The 16,374-nt window shown below is 71.5% G+C and carries 15 protein-coding genes; 9 read left to right on the top strand and 6 right to left on the bottom strand.

What is annotated here, in order from left to right; translation table 11 throughout:
- Positions 1–695: 695 nt before the first annotated feature.
- The 3 genes from IH26_RS0102115 to IH26_RS0102105 all read left to right on the top strand — a co-directional run bounded on the left by IH26_RS0102115 (position 696) and on the right by IH26_RS0102105 (position 3,437).
- Positions 696–2,060, top strand: coding sequence for an MFS transporter (locus IH26_RS0102115; RefSeq protein ID WP_051807239.1), 1,365 nt, complete (start codon positions 696–698; stop codon positions 2,058–2,060).
- A gap of 14 nt (positions 2,061–2,074) precedes the next feature.
- Positions 2,075–2,857 carry a hypothetical protein gene (locus IH26_RS0102110; RefSeq protein ID WP_030434367.1) on the top strand — a complete coding sequence of 261 codons (783 nt, stop codon included), beginning with the start codon at positions 2,075–2,077 and terminating at the stop codon, positions 2,855–2,857.
- A gap of 82 nt (positions 2,858–2,939) precedes the next feature.
- Positions 2,940–3,437: a mycothiol transferase gene (locus tag IH26_RS0102105; RefSeq protein ID WP_030434366.1), complete on the top strand. Its 498-nt coding sequence runs from the start codon at positions 2,940–2,942 to the stop codon at positions 3,435–3,437.
- Positions 3,438–3,556: 119 nt separating this feature from the next.
- Here IH26_RS0102105 and IH26_RS0102100 read toward each other — a convergent pair whose 3' ends face one another.
- On the bottom strand, positions 3,557–4,612 hold the full coding sequence (locus IH26_RS0102100; protein WP_030434365.1) for a winged helix DNA-binding domain-containing protein: 1,056 nt from the start codon (positions 4,610–4,612) through the stop codon (positions 3,557–3,559).
- Between the two features lie 83 nt (positions 4,613–4,695).
- Here IH26_RS0102100 and IH26_RS0102095 point away from each other — a divergent pair, with 83 nt between their 5' ends.
- From IH26_RS0102095 to IH26_RS0102085, 3 genes are read left to right on the top strand one after another with little or no spacing between them, the layout of a single operon-like run.
- Positions 4,696–5,766 carry an NAD-dependent epimerase/dehydratase family protein gene (locus IH26_RS0102095; protein ID WP_030434364.1) on the top strand — a complete coding sequence of 357 codons (1,071 nt, stop codon included), beginning with the start codon at positions 4,696–4,698 and terminating at the stop codon, positions 5,764–5,766.
- A gap of 47 nt (positions 5,767–5,813) precedes the next feature.
- Positions 5,814–6,656 carry an alpha/beta hydrolase fold domain-containing protein gene (locus tag IH26_RS0102090; protein WP_157436984.1) on the top strand — a complete coding sequence of 281 codons (843 nt, stop codon included), beginning with the start codon at positions 5,814–5,816 and terminating at the stop codon, positions 6,654–6,656.
- A complete protein-coding gene (locus tag IH26_RS0102085) occupies positions 6,629–7,483 on the top strand; it encodes an RNA polymerase subunit sigma-70 (protein WP_030434362.1) in 855 nt (284 codons plus the stop codon). Before IH26_RS0102090 ends, IH26_RS0102085 begins: the two co-directional genes overlap by 28 nt.
- Here IH26_RS0102085 and IH26_RS0102080 read toward each other — a convergent pair.
- Positions 7,480–8,178: an SDR family oxidoreductase gene (locus IH26_RS0102080; RefSeq protein ID WP_030434361.1), complete on the bottom strand. Its 699-nt coding sequence runs from the start codon at positions 8,176–8,178 to the stop codon at positions 7,480–7,482. The two genes, IH26_RS0102085 and IH26_RS0102080, sit on opposite strands and share 4 nt — an antisense overlap.
- Before the next feature lie 61 nt (positions 8,179–8,239).
- On the opposite strand from IH26_RS0102080, the gene IH26_RS0102075 reads away from it, so the two are divergent.
- Positions 8,240–8,818 (top strand): TetR/AcrR family transcriptional regulator, encoded by a 579-nt coding sequence (locus tag IH26_RS0102075; protein WP_157436983.1) that lies wholly within the window; start codon positions 8,240–8,242, stop codon positions 8,816–8,818.
- A 69-nt stretch (positions 8,819–8,887) separates the two neighbouring features.
- On the opposite strand, the gene IH26_RS0102070 is transcribed toward IH26_RS0102075, so the two are convergent.
- From IH26_RS0102070 to IH26_RS0102055, 4 genes are all read right to left on the bottom strand, one after another.
- Positions 8,888–9,610, bottom strand: a complete 723-nt coding sequence (locus IH26_RS0102070) for a CPBP family intramembrane glutamic endopeptidase (protein ID WP_030434359.1) — start codon at positions 9,608–9,610, stop codon at positions 8,888–8,890.
- A 62-nt stretch (positions 9,611–9,672) separates the two neighbouring features.
- Positions 9,673–11,139 (bottom strand): ATP-binding protein, encoded by a 1,467-nt coding sequence (locus IH26_RS0102065; RefSeq protein ID WP_051807235.1) that lies wholly within the window; start codon positions 11,137–11,139, stop codon positions 9,673–9,675.
- Positions 11,139–12,797: a response regulator gene (locus IH26_RS0102060; RefSeq protein ID WP_030434357.1), complete on the bottom strand. Its 1,659-nt coding sequence runs from the start codon at positions 12,795–12,797 to the stop codon at positions 11,139–11,141. Before IH26_RS0102060 ends, IH26_RS0102065 begins: the two co-directional genes overlap by 1 nt.
- A gap of 3 nt (positions 12,798–12,800) precedes the next feature.
- A complete protein-coding gene (locus tag IH26_RS0102055) occupies positions 12,801–13,964 on the bottom strand; it encodes an NAD(+)/NADH kinase (protein ID WP_030434356.1) in 1,164 nt (387 codons plus the stop codon).
- 180 nt (positions 13,965–14,144) lie between these two features.
- On the opposite strand from IH26_RS0102055, the gene IH26_RS0102050 reads away from it, so the two are divergent.
- Positions 14,145–15,650, top strand: coding sequence for a ricin-type beta-trefoil lectin domain protein (locus tag IH26_RS0102050; protein ID WP_245664873.1), 1,506 nt, complete (start codon positions 14,145–14,147; stop codon positions 15,648–15,650).
- Positions 15,651–15,892: 242 nt separating this feature from the next.
- Complete coding sequence (locus IH26_RS0102045; protein WP_030434354.1) at positions 15,893–16,162, top strand: hypothetical protein; 270 nt, start codon at positions 15,893–15,895, stop codon at positions 16,160–16,162.
- The last annotated feature ends 212 nt before the right edge of the window (positions 16,163–16,374 follow it).

Here is a 16,374-nt window from a genome sequence, read left to right as displayed (position 1 = left end):
GCGGAGGCCGGGGCGGGGGCCGGGCGACGCGGGGGCGACGCGGCACGGGGGCGACGCGGCACGGGGGCGACGCGGCACGGGGCCGGCGCGGTGCAGGGCAAGCGCGACGCGGGGGGGCCGGCGAGGGCGGGGGGCCGGCACGGCCGGGCGGGGCGGTGCCAGGGCGGGGTGGTGCCAGGGCGGGGCGGCGCGGCGCAGGGGCGGGGCCGCGCGGGACGGGGTGGCGCGGGGGCGGGGCGACCTTGAAGGAGCGGTGTTCTCAGCTAACGGGAAAGCTCCGCTCTCGGCCACGTCGAGCGCGTCGGTGTGGATTTTTCGTTCGCGGGGAACGGCGGGCCTTCAAGATTTGCCGGGGACGGCGGCGAGGGGTGCCCGGTAGGGGTTCTGGTGCGTCATGGTGCCCCGGGGGGTGAGGTGGAGGTCTTGGGCCGGGCCCGCCCGGCGGGCCGAGGTCGGGGCTGTTGGTGCAGCTAGCGGCCCCTGGCACACCGGGACTCGGCTGACTCGTACGGTCAAGGCGGCGGAAGGGAAACGCTCAGAGCTTCCACCGCGGGCGGGCGCGAGGAGCGACCGGCGGCGCGGGGAAGCGGGGTGACCAGCGGCACGTGTGGGCTAGGCCGCGATGCGTTGTGAGGGGGCGCCGCTCGTAGAAAGGTTGTTCGCGGACCTTGTGCGGAGCGAACGGAAGGCGAGGCATGCCCCTGCGACCCGGCCGGCGGGCCTGGGCGGTGTGGGCCGTCGGCCTCGCCGCGTACACCGTTGCCGTGCTGAATCGCACCTCGCTCGGGGTGGCTGGGCTCGACGCGCAGGACCGGTTTCAGGTGGGGGCGGGTGCGCTTGCCTCGTTCGCGGTTCTGCAGCTTCTCGTTTACGCCGGGCTGCAGGTGCCGGTCGGGTTGCTGCTCGACCGGTTCGGGTCGTTGCGGTTGGTGGTCAGTGGAGGCCTGGTCATGGCGGCCGGGCAGGTGCTGATGGCGACCGCCGACGGGGTGGGTGGCGCGGTGCTGGCCCGGGTCCTGGTCGGTGCGGGCGACGCGATGACGTTCATCAGCGTGCTGCGGCTGGTTCCGCGCTGGTTCCCGGGGCGGCGGGTGCCGATCGTGACGCAGCTGACCGGGCTCGTCGGGCAGGCCGGGCAGGTGCTCTCCGCCGTGCCGCTGGCCGCGCTGCTGGCCGGGCCGGGCTGGACCACCGCCTTTCTCAGCGCCGCCGGGACGGGTGTGCTGGTCGCGGCGGTGGCGTTCGCCGCGCTGCGGGACACGCCGGAGCGGAAGATCTCCAGCGGCCCGCCGATCACGATGGGCCGGCTGGGCGCCGACCTGGTGGGCGCGTGGCGGCATCCGGGCACCCGGCTCGGGCTCTGGTCGCACTTCACCACGCAGTTCACCGGCACGGTCTTCGCCTTGATGTGGGGCTTCCCGTTCCTGATCGCCGGCGAGGGCCTGGACCGGGCGACGGCCAGCTCGTTGCTGACGCTGTTCGTGCTGGTCGGGATGGCGGCCGGGCCGCTGATCGGGGTGCTGGTGCAGCGTCACCCGCTGCGCCGGTCCTGGCTGGTGCTCGGGATCATCGCGGTCAACGCGGGTGCCTGGGGGCTGGTGCTGGCCTGGCCGGGGCGGGCGCCGCTGCCGGTGCTGGTGATACTGGTGACGGCGCTGGGCACCGGCGGGCCGGGTTCGATGATCGGTTTCGACTACGCGCGGACGTTCAACCCGCCCGACCGGCTGGGCGCCGCGACCGGCGTGGTCAACGTCGGCGGCTTCGTCGCCTCGCTGGTGACCATCGAGATCATCGGGCTGGTCCTGGACGCCCGGACCGGCGGCCGGAACGACTACGGTATCGACGATTTCAAGATCGCGATGAGTGTGCAATACCTCATCTTCGCGGTCGGGCTCGTCGCGATTCTGCGTAACCGCAGGTTGGCCCGGCGGCAGATGGCCGCCGAGGGGGTGGTGGTCCGCCCGCTGCGCGAGGTGCTGGCCGAGCGGCGGGGTTTAGCCGCGGCCCGAGCGGTAAAGGCCAAGACGCTGACGAGCGACAGGAGTGGCGGACACGAGTAGGGACCGAGGAGGACATGACTGAGCACCAACCGGACCGGATCTGGTCCGGCATCGACATCCCGAAAACTCTTGCCGGCGTGCTGGCGGCACTTTCCGCGGCCGTCGTCGGCTCTTATCTCGGCGTAGCGGGCACGCTCGCCGGGGCGGCGGTCGCCAGCCTGATCGGGTCGGTCGGCACCGAGGTCTACACCCGGTCGATCAAGAAGGGTCACCGGAAACTCCAGGGCACTTTCACGGCAGCGCCGGCCGCGGTCGGAACGCCTCCAGTGTCGGCGGCGGCCACCACGATCGCGTTGCCGGCGATGGACGCCTCGCCTCGCAAGGTGCGCTGGAAGCGGGTCGCCCTGGTGGCGGGAGCACTGTTCGTGCTGGCCATGGGCACGCTGACGGTCGCCGAGTTGATCTCGGGCCGCTCGATCGCCGACGCGACCCGAGGCGGCAACGGGGACCGGTCGACGGTTTCCTCCCTCTTCGGCGACAAAAGCGGAAAATCCGAAAAATCCAGAGTGAGTACGCCGAGCCAGTCGCCAAGCACCCAGCCCACCACGACGGAGTCACCGACCGACCGGCCCACCGACGAGCCGACCGGCGGCACCTCGCCCGCGCCGACCGGCAACAGCGACACCGTCGCGCCGACCACGGGCAGCACGGGCAACCCCGGCAGCACCGGCAACGGGAGTGGCACGGGCAGCGGAAGCGGCACCGGCAACAACGACACCGGGACCGGGACCGGGACCGGCGGCACCGGCGGCGGCGTGAGCGGCACCACCGGGGTCACCGGCAGCGCCCAGCCCTGACCGCAACACGGCGTTAGCGGGGCCACGCAGGCGCCCGCCGGGGTCACCGGCAGCGCCCGATCCTAGGCGGAATACTCGGACCATGGACGCCAAGGACATCCTGACCGACGCCTTCGGGCGACTTCCCGGCAACGTGCACAGCGCCGTGCACGGCTTCACCCCCGAACAGCTGCGCTGGGCCCCCGCCCCGGGCGCGAACTCGATCGGCTGGCTGATCTGGCACCTCACCCGGGTGCAGGACGACCACGTAGCGGAGGTCATGGGCGAGGACCAGATCTACCTCACCGGCGACTGGCCGGCCCGGTTCGGCCTCAAGGACGACGCGGAGACCGGCTACGGCCACTCGGCGGCCCAGGTCGCCACGGTCGCGCCGGAGAGCCCACAGTCCCTGGAGGACTACTTCCGGGCCGTCCACGACCGCACGATGACCTACCTGGCCGGCCTCACCGACGAGGATCTCGACCGGGTCGTCGACGCCGCGTGGGACCCGCCGGTGACCCTGGGCGTCCGCCTGGTCAGCGTCGCCGACGACGACGCCCAGCACGTGGGCCAGGCCGCCTACCTGCGCGGTCTGCTTTAAGGATGGTCTTGGGCCGGGCCCGCCCGGCGGCCGGGGTCGGAGCTGCTGGTGCAGCCGGCGGCCCTGGCACATCGGGGACTCTTCCGACTCGTACGGTCGAACTCGCGGAAGAGAAACGCTCAGAGTTCGTTTTCCACCACGACCGCGGCGTCGGGGGCGAGGAACGAGCGGAGCGCTTCGGCTTCGGACAAAAGCGGATCAAGACCGATTTTCCGGTACGGGCGGAGAGCCAGCCGCCGATCGCGAAGCTGCCACGTGCCCTCCCAGAGGCCGTCGACCAGGAACGTGCCGGAGGTCGCGCCGTTGCCCGGTGGCAGCGGAACGGGCCGGCCCGACGGGTTGAAGCGGCCGCGGTCGCGATGGGCGAGCAGCAGGTTGTCGTACTCGGGGAGGAAGCGGGGCGGCGCGGGCACGTCCTCGTCGGGGCGGGGCGCGTCCGGCAGGTCGTAGAGAGTCTGCCCGGTCTCGGACTCGAAGGTGCGCAACGGCAGCCGGCTCACCACCTCGGCCAACCGGGTCAGGCCCGACCACGTCTGCAGGTCGGCGACGGTGGCCGGGCCGAACGCGCCGAGCCCGCGCAGGACCAGCCCGTCGATCGGGGTGGTGCGCAACGGCTCGCCCAGCCAGCTCTCCACCGGCGCCCACGCGGCCGGCCCGCCGCGGCCCCACAGCCCACGCGGCGGCACCTGACACATCGGCACCTCGTGCGCGGCGGCGAAGGTCAGCTCGCTCGGGTCCGCGCCCGGCCAGCGTTCGGCCAGCAGCTTCCCCAGCTCGGCGCGGGTGCGGGGCTTCTCGTCCAGCAGCCGGATGGTCTCGGCGCGGAGTTCGGCCGGGTCGACCGTCAGGCCGCGGTGGTGCGGGGCGAAGGCGGCGGCGTGCCGGCGCTGGAAGTGCCCGTGCCAGTCGAGGCAGTCGCGGGCGCTGACCAGGTGCACGGTCGTCCGCATCAGGTGCACCCGGAGCACCCGGCGTTCCGCGGTCAGCCTGGACAACTCGTCCGGCACGAAGCCGCGCAGCCGGGTCCAGAGCCCGACGTACGGGGCCAGCGGCGCCTGGGACTGCATGCCGCCGAGGTGCTCGATCGCGACGAGTGCCCCGGCGTCCGACCGGTCGAGCAGGTACTGCCGGGCGAGCGTGGCCCGGTTGAGCGCGCGGCGGCTGAGCGTCGTCATGCCCGGCACGCTACGACCCCTTGCGGCCAGGTTTTCGCCCACACCCTGTAACCTCGGGCCGTTCCGATTTCGCGGAGGTCTTGATGAGCAACGTGGTCGTCGTCACCGGTTCGGCCGGCCTGATCGGCTCCGAGTCGGTCCGGCACTTCGCCGGGCTCGGCATGGATGTCGTCGGTGTCGACAACGACATGCGCGGCTACTTCTTCGGCAAGGACGGCTCCACCAAGTGGAACCTCGACCGCCTGCGGAAGGAGGTCGGCGAGCGGTACACGCACCACGACGTCGACATCCGCGACCGCGACGGGGTGCTCAAGCTCTTCGCCGCCCTGGGCAGGAACGTCGGCCTGGTCATCCACTGCGCCGCCCAGCCGTCGCACGACTGGGCCGCCCGCGAGCCGTTCACCGACTTCGACGTGAACGCGGTCGGCACCCTGAACATGCTGGAGGCGGTCCGGCAGCACTGCCCGTCGGCGCCGTTCATCTTCACCTCGACCAACAAGGTGTACGGCGACCTGCCCAACTCGCTGCCGCTGATCGAGCAGGAGACCCGCTGGGAGCTGCCCGAGGACCACAAGTGGTACGGCGGCATCGACGAGACCATGTCGATCGACCAGTGCCTGCACTCGGTCTTCGGCGCCAGCAAGGTCGCCGCCGACGTGATGGTCCAGGAGTACGGCCGCTACTTCGACATGCCCACGGCGGTCTTCCGCGGCGGCACGCTCACCGGCCCGGGGCACTCGGCCGCCGAGTTGCACGGCTTCCTGGCGTACGTGATGCGCTGCGTGATGGAGCAGCGGATTTACCACATCTACGGCTACAAGGGGAAAATGGTCCGCGACGCCATCCACTCGCATGACCTGGTCTCGGCGTTCGAGGCGTTCTACCGCGCGCCACGGGTCGCCGAGGTCTACAACATGGGCGGCGGTCGCTTCTCGAACTGCAGCCACCTCGAGGCCTTCAAGATCGCCTCGGAGATCACCGGCCTCGAGGCACGGACCGACTACGTCGAGGAGAACCGGGTCGGCGACCACCAGTGGTGGATCAGCAGCACCGAACGGTTCGAGGCGCACTACCCCGACTGGAAGCTGACGTACGACGTCCCGGCGATCCTGCGCGAGATGTACGAGGCGAACCAGGACGTCTGGAAGGCGTGACCCGCCCCTGACGATTCCTTTCGGTGGCCCGGCCGGTCTGCACCGGTATGGATGCCATCGAAGAGATGTACGCGAACTGGGCCGCGGGCCGGAACTCGGGCGGCGACCACTGGGGTGACGTGACCGCCGAGCCGCGCGGGCTCGACTACCTGGAGGTCTCGGCCGGCGGGGTGCCGGCCATGTGGCTGCGGCCGCACGACGCCGCGCCAGGGCGGGCGATCGTGGCCGTGCACGGCGGCGGGTTCGTCGGCGGGTCGCTCTACACCCACCGCAAGATGTACGGGCACCTGGCCAAGGCGGTCGGCGTGCCGGTGCTGCTCACCACCTATCGCCTCGCCCCCGCCTTCCGGTACCCGGCGCAGATCGACGACGTGGTGACGGCCTATCGATGGGTCCGTGACCAGGGACTTCGTACGGTCCTGGCCGGGGACTCGGTGGGCGCCGGGCTGGCCGTGCACGCGGCGCTGCGGGTGCCGGGGGCCGAGGCGCTGCTGCTGATCTCGCCGGGGCTCGACCTGGATCCGGCGCTGGCCACGAGCAGCTACGACACGAACGCCGCCACCGACGTGTTCTTCACCCGGCCGATGGTGCGCGGGTTGATCGACGCGTACCTGCCGCCGGAGGTGAGCGGCACCGACCCGGCGGTGAACGTGCTGCACGCCGACCTGCGCGGACTCCCGCCGATCTACACGCAGGTGGGCGGCGCCGAGGCGCTGCTCGGCGAGAGCGAACTGTTGACCAAGCTCGCCGTGGACGCCGGGGTCGAGGCGCGGCTCGACGTCTTTCCCGGGCGGTTGCACACGTTCCAGATGGCGGCCGGATACTCGGCGGAGGCCGACGAGGCGATCGGGAGGTTCGCGGCGTGGACACGGCCCAGGCTGGGGCTCTGACCGAGGCCTTCGAGCGGGAGCGGCGGGGGCTGCTCGCGCACGCGTACCGGATGCTCGGCGAGCGGGACGAGGCCGAGGACGCGGTGCAGGAGACGTATCTGCGCGCGCTGCGCGGCTGGAACGGCTTCCACCACCAATCGTCCGTACGCACCTGGCTGTACCGGATCGCCACGAACGCCTGCCTCACCGCGCTGGACGGCCGGGGACGGCGGGCGCTGCCGGCGGACGCGGAGGGCGCCGACGGCTGGCTCGGGCCGTTCCCCGCGGACCCGGCCGACTCGGTGACCGAGCGGGAGAGTGTGCGGCTGGCGTTCGTGGCCGGGCTGCAGTACCTGCCGGCCCGGCAGCGCGCGGTGCTGCTGCTCCGCGAGGTGCTGGCGTTCTCGGCGGCCGAGACCGGGGAGATCCTGGAGTTGTCGGTACCGGCCGTGAAGAGCGCGTTGCAGCGGGCCCGGCGGCGGATCGACGAGGTGGCGCCGCGACGCGACCAGGTGCTGGAGCCGGACGATCCGCGGGCCCGGGAGCTGCTGGCGAGGTACATGGCGGCGTGGGAGGCGGCCGACCCGGTGGCGTTCCGGGAGCTGCTGCGGGCCGACGCCTCGATCCAGCAGGCCGGCTCGGCCACCTGGGCCGACGGGCGGGACGCGTGCCTGGCCTTCGCGGTGCCGGCGATGGGCGCGGCCGGCGACTGGCAGATGACCCCGATGGTGGTCAACGGCCAGTCGGCGGTCGCGGCCCGGTGGCACGGTCAGGCGTACGGGATGGCGGTGTTGACCCCGACGCCGAGCGGAATCCTGGCGATCACCCTGTTTCCCGACGACTCCTAGAGAGCGGCGAGCCGGGCGCCGCCGTCGGCCTCGAGGACGGTGCCGGTGAGGTTGGGGTTGGTCGCGGCGAGGGCGACCACCTCGGCCACGTCCTCCGCGGTCGCCACCCGGCGGGTCGGCAGCCGCTCGGCCATCCGCTCGAAGTAGGAGCGGCGCTGCTCCTCGGGGATCGCGCTCCACCACGGCGTGTCGACCAGGCCGGGGGACACGCCGTTGACCCGGATCGGGGCGAGCTCGGCGGCGAGCGGCTTGACCATCGCCTCGATCGCGCCGTTGATCGCGGCCAGGCCGGCGGTGCCGGGCATCGCGGCCCGGGCCGAGATGGCGCCGATCAGCGTGATCGAGCCGGTCGGGGCGAGGCGTGGCAGGGCCGCCCGGACGGTGGTCAGGTGTGCCCAGAACTTGCCGTCGAAGGCGCGGCGCAGGGTGGCCACGTCGAGGTCGGCGATCGGGCCGGCACCCTCGGCGCCGCTGAGCGCGACGACCAGCCAGTCGATCGCGCCGACCTTGTCGACCACGGCGGCGATCTGGCCGGGGTCGCCGCCGTCGGCCCAGTGCGCGATCAGCTCGGGCTCGACCGGCCGCTCGGTGCGGCCGACGACGTGCACGGTGGCGCCGCGCCGCCGCAGCAGGCGGGCGGTGGCCAGCCCGATGCCGGAGGTTCCCCCGACGACGAGAGCGGTGCTTTCGGTCATGATGAGCTCCTTAATTTCGAACCGGTCCGTCTCGGTTCGTTTCTAAGCTAGCATGTCCCGCATGACGCGCCCAGGTCGCAAGAGAAGCGAGGAGAGCCGGCAGGCGATCCTGACCGCCGCCGCCGGCCTGGTGGCCGAGGTGGGCTACGCCGGGCTGAGCATCGAGGGCATCGCGGCGCGGTCCGGCACCGGGAAGCAGACGATCTACCGGTGGTGGCCGTCCAAGGCGGACGTGCTGCTGGAGGCGCTGGCCGAGACGGCCGACCTGCACATACCGGTCGCGGACGAGGGCAGCTACGCCGCCGACCTGCGGGCGTTCCTGACGGCCAGCTTCGCGCTCGGACGGAAGCCGCAGGTGATCGAGGTGCTGCGGGCGCTGATGGCCGAGTCGCAGATCAACCCCGACTTCGGCGTACGTTTCCGGGCCGGCTTCCTCGTCCGCCGGCGGGAGGCCCTGGGCGTACTCGTGGAACGCGCCCGGACCCGCGGCGACCTGCCACCGGTCCCCCGGCCCGCGACCATCGCCGACCTGGTCTTCGGTCTGATCTGGTATCGGGTGCTGGCCACCCGCGACCCGATCGACGACGCGCAGATCGACGAACTGGTCACGCTGCTGACGAACGGCGCGACGACATGGTGACTATGTTGACTGCCATGTTGATGCAGTCAACATAGTCAACATTGACCGTCAACATTGACGGCCCGCCGATCAGGCGAAGCGGACCGCGGCGAGCGCGGCGGCGACCAGCAGGCCCAGCCCGTTGGTGGCCCAGTGCAGCGCGGCCGAGGCCAGCAGACTGCCACTGCGCCGGCGCAATTCGCAGAGCAGCACCCCGGCCAGCGCGGTGAAGGCGACCACCCCGGCCACCGCGAGCACCCGCCCGGCCATCCCCGTGCCGAGCACCGCCCCGACCGCCTGATTCGCGTGATTGAGCCGCAGCGAGGGCAGGATGTGCCACAGCCCGAACAGGACCGACGACGTGATGCTCGCCCACGTCGCGCCGCGGTGCCGGTTGACCAGGCCGAGGAGCACGCCGCGGAAGGCCACCTCCTCCAGCAGCACCGTGCCGAGCGGCACGACGATGAAGGCGGTCATCAGGGCGGCACTCAGGTGCAGGTGATAGCGCACATCGTGGAACGCCGGACGGGTCCACGGCAGGGCGACCCCGATCGCGTAGACGACCGCAACCGCGGCGATCGCGCCGATCGCGTACTTGAGACCGGGCAGCAGCGTGCGTTTCGACAGGCCCAGGTCGTGCCAGGTCAGGCCGGCCCGGCGGGCCAGCAGCACCAGCGCCAGGGCGACGACCGGCCCGGCGATCAGGCCGGTGTGGGGCGGGCCGTACTTGTCGGCGACGTTGACGGCGGCCAGCACGATGAGCACGGCGCCGAGGACGAGCAGGAGTCGCCTACGCGACGGGTGGTCAGGCATCGCCGACGAAGGCTACCCGGGCGTGGCCCGGTTCAACCATGCGGGCCACGCCACAATCGCTGTCAGGCCGACGACGGTTCCGCCAACGGCAGCCGCACCTTGAACTTCGTGTCGCCCGGCTGCGACTCGAGCACGATGTCGCCGCCGTGGCCGTTGACCACGATCCGGTACGAGATGTCCAGCCCGAGGCCGGTGCCCTGGCCGACCGGCTTGGTGGTGAAGAACGGCTCGAAGACCCGCTTCTTGATGTCCTCCGGCACGCCCGGCCCGGTGTCGCCGACCGAGACGATCACGTTGTCGTCCTCGCGGTACGTCTTGATCGTCAGCGTGCCGACGCCGTTCATCGCCTGGACCGCGTTGTCGATCAGGTTGGTCCACACCTGGTTCAGCTCGGCCGGGTGGGCGGGGATCTGCGGCAGCGTACGGTCGAAGTCCTTCACGACCTTGATCCCGGTGCCGATCTTGTGGTTGAGCATGACCAGGGTCGACTTCAGGCCGCTGTGCACATCGATCCACTGGTGCGCGGCCCGGTCCATCTGCGAGTACTGCTTCGCGGCGTTGACCAGCGTGGAGACCCGGCCGGTGGCGTCCTCGATGTCGGTCATCAGCTGCTCGGTCTCCAGCGCGTACCCGATCCAGTGAATCGCCTGGTCGAGCAGCTCGGGCGCGCCGACCCGGGTCTCGATCTCATTGAGGCAGTCGCGGTCGAGGCCGCCCTGGGCGAAGACCGCCGCCAGGTCCCAGCCGCCGGTGATGCTGCGCTCCTCCATCCACTCGCCCAGCTCGTCCTCGAGATCGGCGGTCTGCATGGCGGTGAGCGCGGGCGCCTTGGCGGCCCGCTCGATGACGTCCTCCTGCAGTTCGGCGAGGGCCACGAGCCGGTCCGGCGGCACCTTGCCGGCCGCGAGCATGGCCAGCTTGTGCCGCATGCCGGCGACCCGCTGACGCAGCGACTCGGCGGCCCGGGAGGCGGCCGCGGCCGGGTTGTTCAGCTCGTGCATGAGGCCGGCCGAGAGCGCGCCGAGCGCGGTGAGCCGCTGGCGCTCGCTGATCGCCGCGGCGGTGCTGCGCATGCCCAGCGCGAGGCCCTCGAGGAGATGGATCGCCATCGGGAACCACTCGCGCATCATGTGACTGAAGTCGCTCGCCGCCATCACGAAGAAGTCGGCGTCGTCGAGCGCCCGCATGGTCGCCATGTATTTCCGGGGGACGCCGTCGTCGCGCAGGTAGGCCTGGGTCGCGCCCATGTAGACGCCGCGCTGCTCGGTGCGGGTGGTCTGGACGTCGTCCTGCCCGACCTTGCGGGACAGCGCGATGGTGCCGCTGAGCAGCACGAAGAACTGCTCGGCCGGGTCGCCCTCGCGGATCACCACGCCGCCGGCCGGCATGTGCATGGTGCAGCCGTGCTCGGCGATCCAGCTCAGCTGCTCGTCGGTCAGCTTCTCGAACAGGAACAGCGTGCGCAGCTCCTCCGGGGAGAGCACGCCGGGCTCGCAGGGGACGAGCCGTACTTCATCAAGATCGGCCATTACTGCGCCTCCAGGTAACGATGGACCAGCGTGACGGCCATCGCGCCCTCGCCGACCGCCGAGGCCACCCGCTTGACGGAGTTGGCCCGGACGTCGCCGGCGGCGAAGATGCCGGGAACACTGCACTCCAGGTAGAACGGATCGCGGTCCCGATCCCATCCCTTCGGACGGGATCCGTTCGCCAGCAGATCGGGGCCGGTGAAGACGAAGCCCTTGTCGTCGCGGGCGACCGTCCCGCCCAGCCAGTCGGTCCGCGGCTCGGCGCCGATGAAGATGAACAGGGCGCCGCACTCGACCGTGGTCTCCAGCGTGCCCTTGTTCTCGCAGATCGTGATGGCCTGCAGGTGGCCGTCGCCGTGCGCGCCGATCACCTCGCAGTTCGTGCGCACCTCGACGTTCTCGGTGCGGGCGATCTGCTGGATCAGGTAGTACGACATCGACGACTCGAGCGAATCGCCGCGGACCAGCAGGGTGACCTTCTTGGCGTACCGGGCGAAGAACAGCGCCGCTTGGCCGGCCGAGTTGGCCCCGCCGACGATGAAGACGTCGGCGCCCGCACACGCCGGCCCCTCGGTCGAGGCGGAGCCGTAGTAGACGCCCGAGCCGGTGAGCCGGGCGACCCCGTCGGCCGCCAGCGGCCGGTACGCGACCCCCGTGGCCAGCACGATCGAGTGCGCCGAGATCTCGCCGCCGTCGGCGAAGGTCAGCGTGCGGGCCGAGCCGTCCTGCCGCAGGCCGGTGACCTCGCGGGTGTTGAGCACCTCGGCCTCGAACTTGCCGGCCTGCCGGCGGGCCCGGTCGGTCAGCTGCGCGCCGGAGATCCCGTCCGGAAAGCCCAGATAGTTCTCGATCCGGGAGCTCTGCCCCGCCTGGCCGCCCACCGCCGAGCGCTCGACCAGCAGCGTCTTGAGCCCCTCGGAGGCGCCGTAGACGGCCGCGCCGAGCCCGGCCGGGCCGCCGCCCACGATGATCAGGTCGTAGAAGTCGCGCCCGGGCGTGGTGCTGAGCCCGGCCGCCTCGGCCACCTCGCCGGTGCTGGGCTGGGACATCGCCCGCCCGTCCGCGGTGACCACCAGCGGCACCGACTCGGGACCCATCCCGGCCGCCTCCAGCAGTCGGCGGCCCTCCGGCTCGTCGGCGCCGAGCCACCGGTACGGGACCAGGTTGCGGGCCAGGAAGTCGCGGATCTGGTAGGACGGCTCGGACCAGCGGTGCCCGACCACCCGGATGTCCTCGAGCTCGCGGTCGCCGGTGGCCCGCCACGCGTCGAGCAGCGCGTCGAGCACCGGGTAGAGCTTCTCCTCCGGCGGGTCCCACGGCTTGAGCAGGTAGTGGTCGACGTCGACCACGTTGATCGCCTGGATCGCCGCGTCGGTGTCCGCATACGCGGTCAGCAGCGCCCGGCGGGCGTTCGGGAACAGGTCCATCGCCTGCTCCAGGAATTCGATGCCGTTCATCTGCGGCATCCGGTAGTCGGCCAGCATGACGGCGACCCGGCCGCCGCGCAGCTTGAGCTCGCGCAGCGCGTCCAGCGCCTCGGCGGCGGAGGAGGCACGCAGGATGCGGTACTCCTCGCCGTACTTGCGCCGCAGGTCGCGGGCGATCGCGCGGGAGACCGAGGGGTCGTCGTCGACGGTCAGGATGGCGGGATGGCCCATGTGTCAAACCCCATCTGATAGCAGGTCGGAGTATTCCGGGTGACGTTCGAGGTAGCCGGTGACGAAGGGGCAGGTGACGATGACCGGGGTGGCGCGGGCGCGGGCGTCGTCGAGCGCGGCCGCGGCCAGCCGGCTGGCCAGGCCCTGGCCGGAGAAGGACTGCTCGATCTCGGTGTGTTGCAGCTCCACTTTGTCGCCGTGCCGACGGTAATGCAGCACCCCGGCCACCTCGCCGCCGAGCAGGATCTCGTAGCGCTGCCGCTCGAAGGCGTCGACCACGACGGCGGAGTCGGCCGGGTCGCGCACGCCGACCTGGGCGCTGCCCTCGACCCGCAGCTTGCGCCGGGCCCGCTCGTAGAACGAGGAGTTGCCCAGGCGGACCACCTGAGCGGCGGCCGGGACCGGCTCGATCTCGAGCTTCTCGTCGCCGCCGACGTAGCCCTCGATGATCCCGTCCACCTCGACGGCGAGGCGGCCGCTGGTGGGTAGCACGTCCAGCTCGAGCCGCTCGCTCAGCGCCAGCATCAGCGAGCGGTTGAACGACGAGTGCGCGGCCGAGGCGCTGACGATCAGGCCCTCCACGTTCGGCGAGACGATCGGGCCGCCGGCCGAGAAGGAATACGCCGTGGAGCCGGTCGGCGTGGAGACGATCACCGCGTCGGCCGCGTAATTCACGAAGTTCTGCCCCTCGACCGCGATGCCGACCGCGGCGAGGCCGTCGCCGGGCACCCGGACCAGGGCGATGTCGTTGAACGCCGAGACCTCCTTGCCGTCGGGCAGCACGGTGCGCACCGCCGTGCGCGACTCGACGGTGAACCGGTGCTCGTCGATCGCGGAGAGCGCGGCCGGCAGGTCGGGCAGGTCGACCTCGGCGAGGAAGCCGAGCCGGCCGACGTTGACCCCGAGCACCGGCGTCTTGCGGCCCTCGACCAGCCGCATCGTGCGCAGCATGGTGCCGTCGCCGCCCAGGCTGACCAGCATGCTGGCCCGCTCGACCATCTCCTCGGTGCTGACCGCGACGGCCTCGCAGTCGATCCGGTTGATCTCGTCGTGCAGGCCGAGGACGGTGACCTCCCGCCGGTTGGCCCAGGCGACTATGGCGTCGATCGCCGAGCCGCAATCCCGGCGGGGGTGCAGCACCAGCCCGACGACCTTGATCATGCCCATGGCCCGCTACCCATCGCTCATCGCGTCAAAAACCCAGCCTCCCACGTGCGCCGCCACAGGTGAACTCGGGCAGGTTTCCCAAAGGTATCTTGACAGCGTTGTCAGGCATCGACACACTCCGATTCAGAGAGCGCTCTCCTTCCTGCTCATCCCCGTTTTCCGGTACGGAAGGAACTCCCCATGCGCCGAAGAATGCCGGCGATCGCCGTCGCGACGATCACGCTGATTACGCTGACCGCACAACCGAGCCGGGCCGCCACGCCCCATTTCGACGTCTCGCCGGGCATGCTCGCCGCGATGCGCCGCGACCTGAAACTCGACGACGCCCAGATCGCGGCGCGGCTCCGCACCGAGGCGGCGGCGCCGGTCATCGAGAAAAGGTTGCGCGCCCGGCTCGGCTCCGCCTTCGCCGGCGCCTGGATTCCCGCGGGAGCGTCGAAACTCACGGTCGCGGTGACAAATTCCCAGGCCGAGGCGATCGTACGAACGGAAGGGGCCACACCCGCACGGGCACACTCGAGCGCCGCCGACCTCTCCGCCACCCGCACGAAGCTGGACCGTCAGGCGTCCAAGGCGGCGGCCGCCCAGGTCCGGGGCTGGTATGTCGACGTACCCGGCAACCCCGTGGTGGTCCTGGCGAAGCCCGGCGCCGAGGCCGAGGCCCGCCGGTTCGCGCAGGCCGGCGGCGCCGGCCCGGTCACCGTCGAGCCCCTGGCCGAGCAACCGCGCCCGATGTACGACATCCGCGGCGGCGACCAGTACGTGATCAACGGCAACACGCTGTGCTCGGTCGGCTTCGCCGTGGCCGGCGGTTTCGTCAGCGCCGGGCACTGCGGCAGCGCCGGCAGCCCCACGCTCGGTTACAACAACGTCAGCCAGGGCACCTTCGCCGGCTCGTCGTTCCCGGGCAACGACTACTCCTGGATCCAGACCAACGGCAACTGGACCCCGCAGCCCTGGGTGAACAACTACGCGGGCGGGAACGTGCTGGTGGCCGGCTCGGCCGACGCCGCGATCGGCAGCTCGATCTGCCGGTCCGGGCGCACCACCGGCTGGCGCTGCGGCACCCTGCTCGGCCGGGACGAGACCGTGGTGTACGCCCAGGGCGCCGTCTCCGGCCTGTCCCGCAGCGATGCCTGCGCCGAGCCCGGCGACTCCGGCGGCTCCTGGATCTCCGGCAACCAGGCACAGGGCGTGACCTCCGGCGGCACCGGCAACTGCACGTCGGGTGGCACGATGTGGTTCCAGCCGGTGAACGAGATCCTCGGCGCCTACGGCCTGTCGCTGACCACCAGCGGCGGCAGCACCAGCTCGCTGGTCAGCGACTGGAACGGGCTCTGCATCGACGTGCCGAACTCCAACTTCTCGGACGGCGTACCGCTGCAGATGTGGGAGTGCAACAACACCGGCGCGCAGAAGTGGACCTTCGTGAACGGCACCCTGCAGACGTCGAACAACAAGTGCATGGACGTCGCATGGGGCTCGACCGCCAACGGCGCGGTCATCCAGATCGCCAACTGCAGCGGCAACCCGGCCCAGCAGTTCGTCCTCTCGGCGGCCGGCGACCTGGTGAACCCGCAGGCCAACAAGTGCGTCGACATCAAGGACTGGAACGGCAACTGGGGCGCCGCCCTGCAGACCTGGGACTGCGCCGGCACCGCCAACCAGAAGTGGCACCGCGGGTAGCCGGCGCCCGACAAACGGGCAGAAGCACCTTAAAGCAACGTTAAAGACCTGTTGACGACATGCCGTCGGCTTCCAGGATGGCCGGATCCCCAACGAACTCCCGCTCCTGACCGTCGTCGCCGCGGTGGCGGCCGCGGCGGCGGCCTTTCTGGGGGAGATCCGGCCCGGGCGGTAGCGATATCGCCCGGGCCGGAGTAATGATTGCAGTGTGCAATGAATCGGGCCCGGCACCGGGAGGAATCATGAGCGCGACCCGCCCCGACATTCCCAGCATCGACGAGACCTGCACCGCCGCGAACGTGCACGAGCGCGCCGAGAAGATCGCCGTCCCGGTGTACGACTGGATCAGCATGCCGGTCATCGCCATCGTCGACGGCCTCATCCGCGTCGACCCGGACGACGAACCACCGGCCGCCGTCCCGACCCCGGCGCAGAAGCTGGCCGCGTCCCGGCCGTCCGCCTACCGGACCCGCGGCGCCGCCTCCCCGGTGAACGCCGACCCGAAACGCTGAGGTCGTCCGGGCGCTTGACCCGCCGGCCTACGGACGCGGGCCGCGCGCGGCCCGCGACGGCCGCCGTGATGCGACGACTGCCGTAAGGCGGTAACCAGGTATTGCCGCGATTCGATAGAGTGCCGGTCCGCACCGCCGCCAGACCACGGGAACCGCACGATGGAAGAATCCGGGCCGCCGGCCGATCCACCGGCACGGTCGTCATCGCCCAC

It is taken from the genome of Actinoplanes subtropicus, assembly GCF_000721705.1.
Lineage (GTDB): Bacteria > Actinomycetota > Actinomycetes > Mycobacteriales > Micromonosporaceae > Actinoplanes > Actinoplanes subtropicus.
This window is presented reverse-complemented; position numbering and strand designations above follow the sequence as displayed.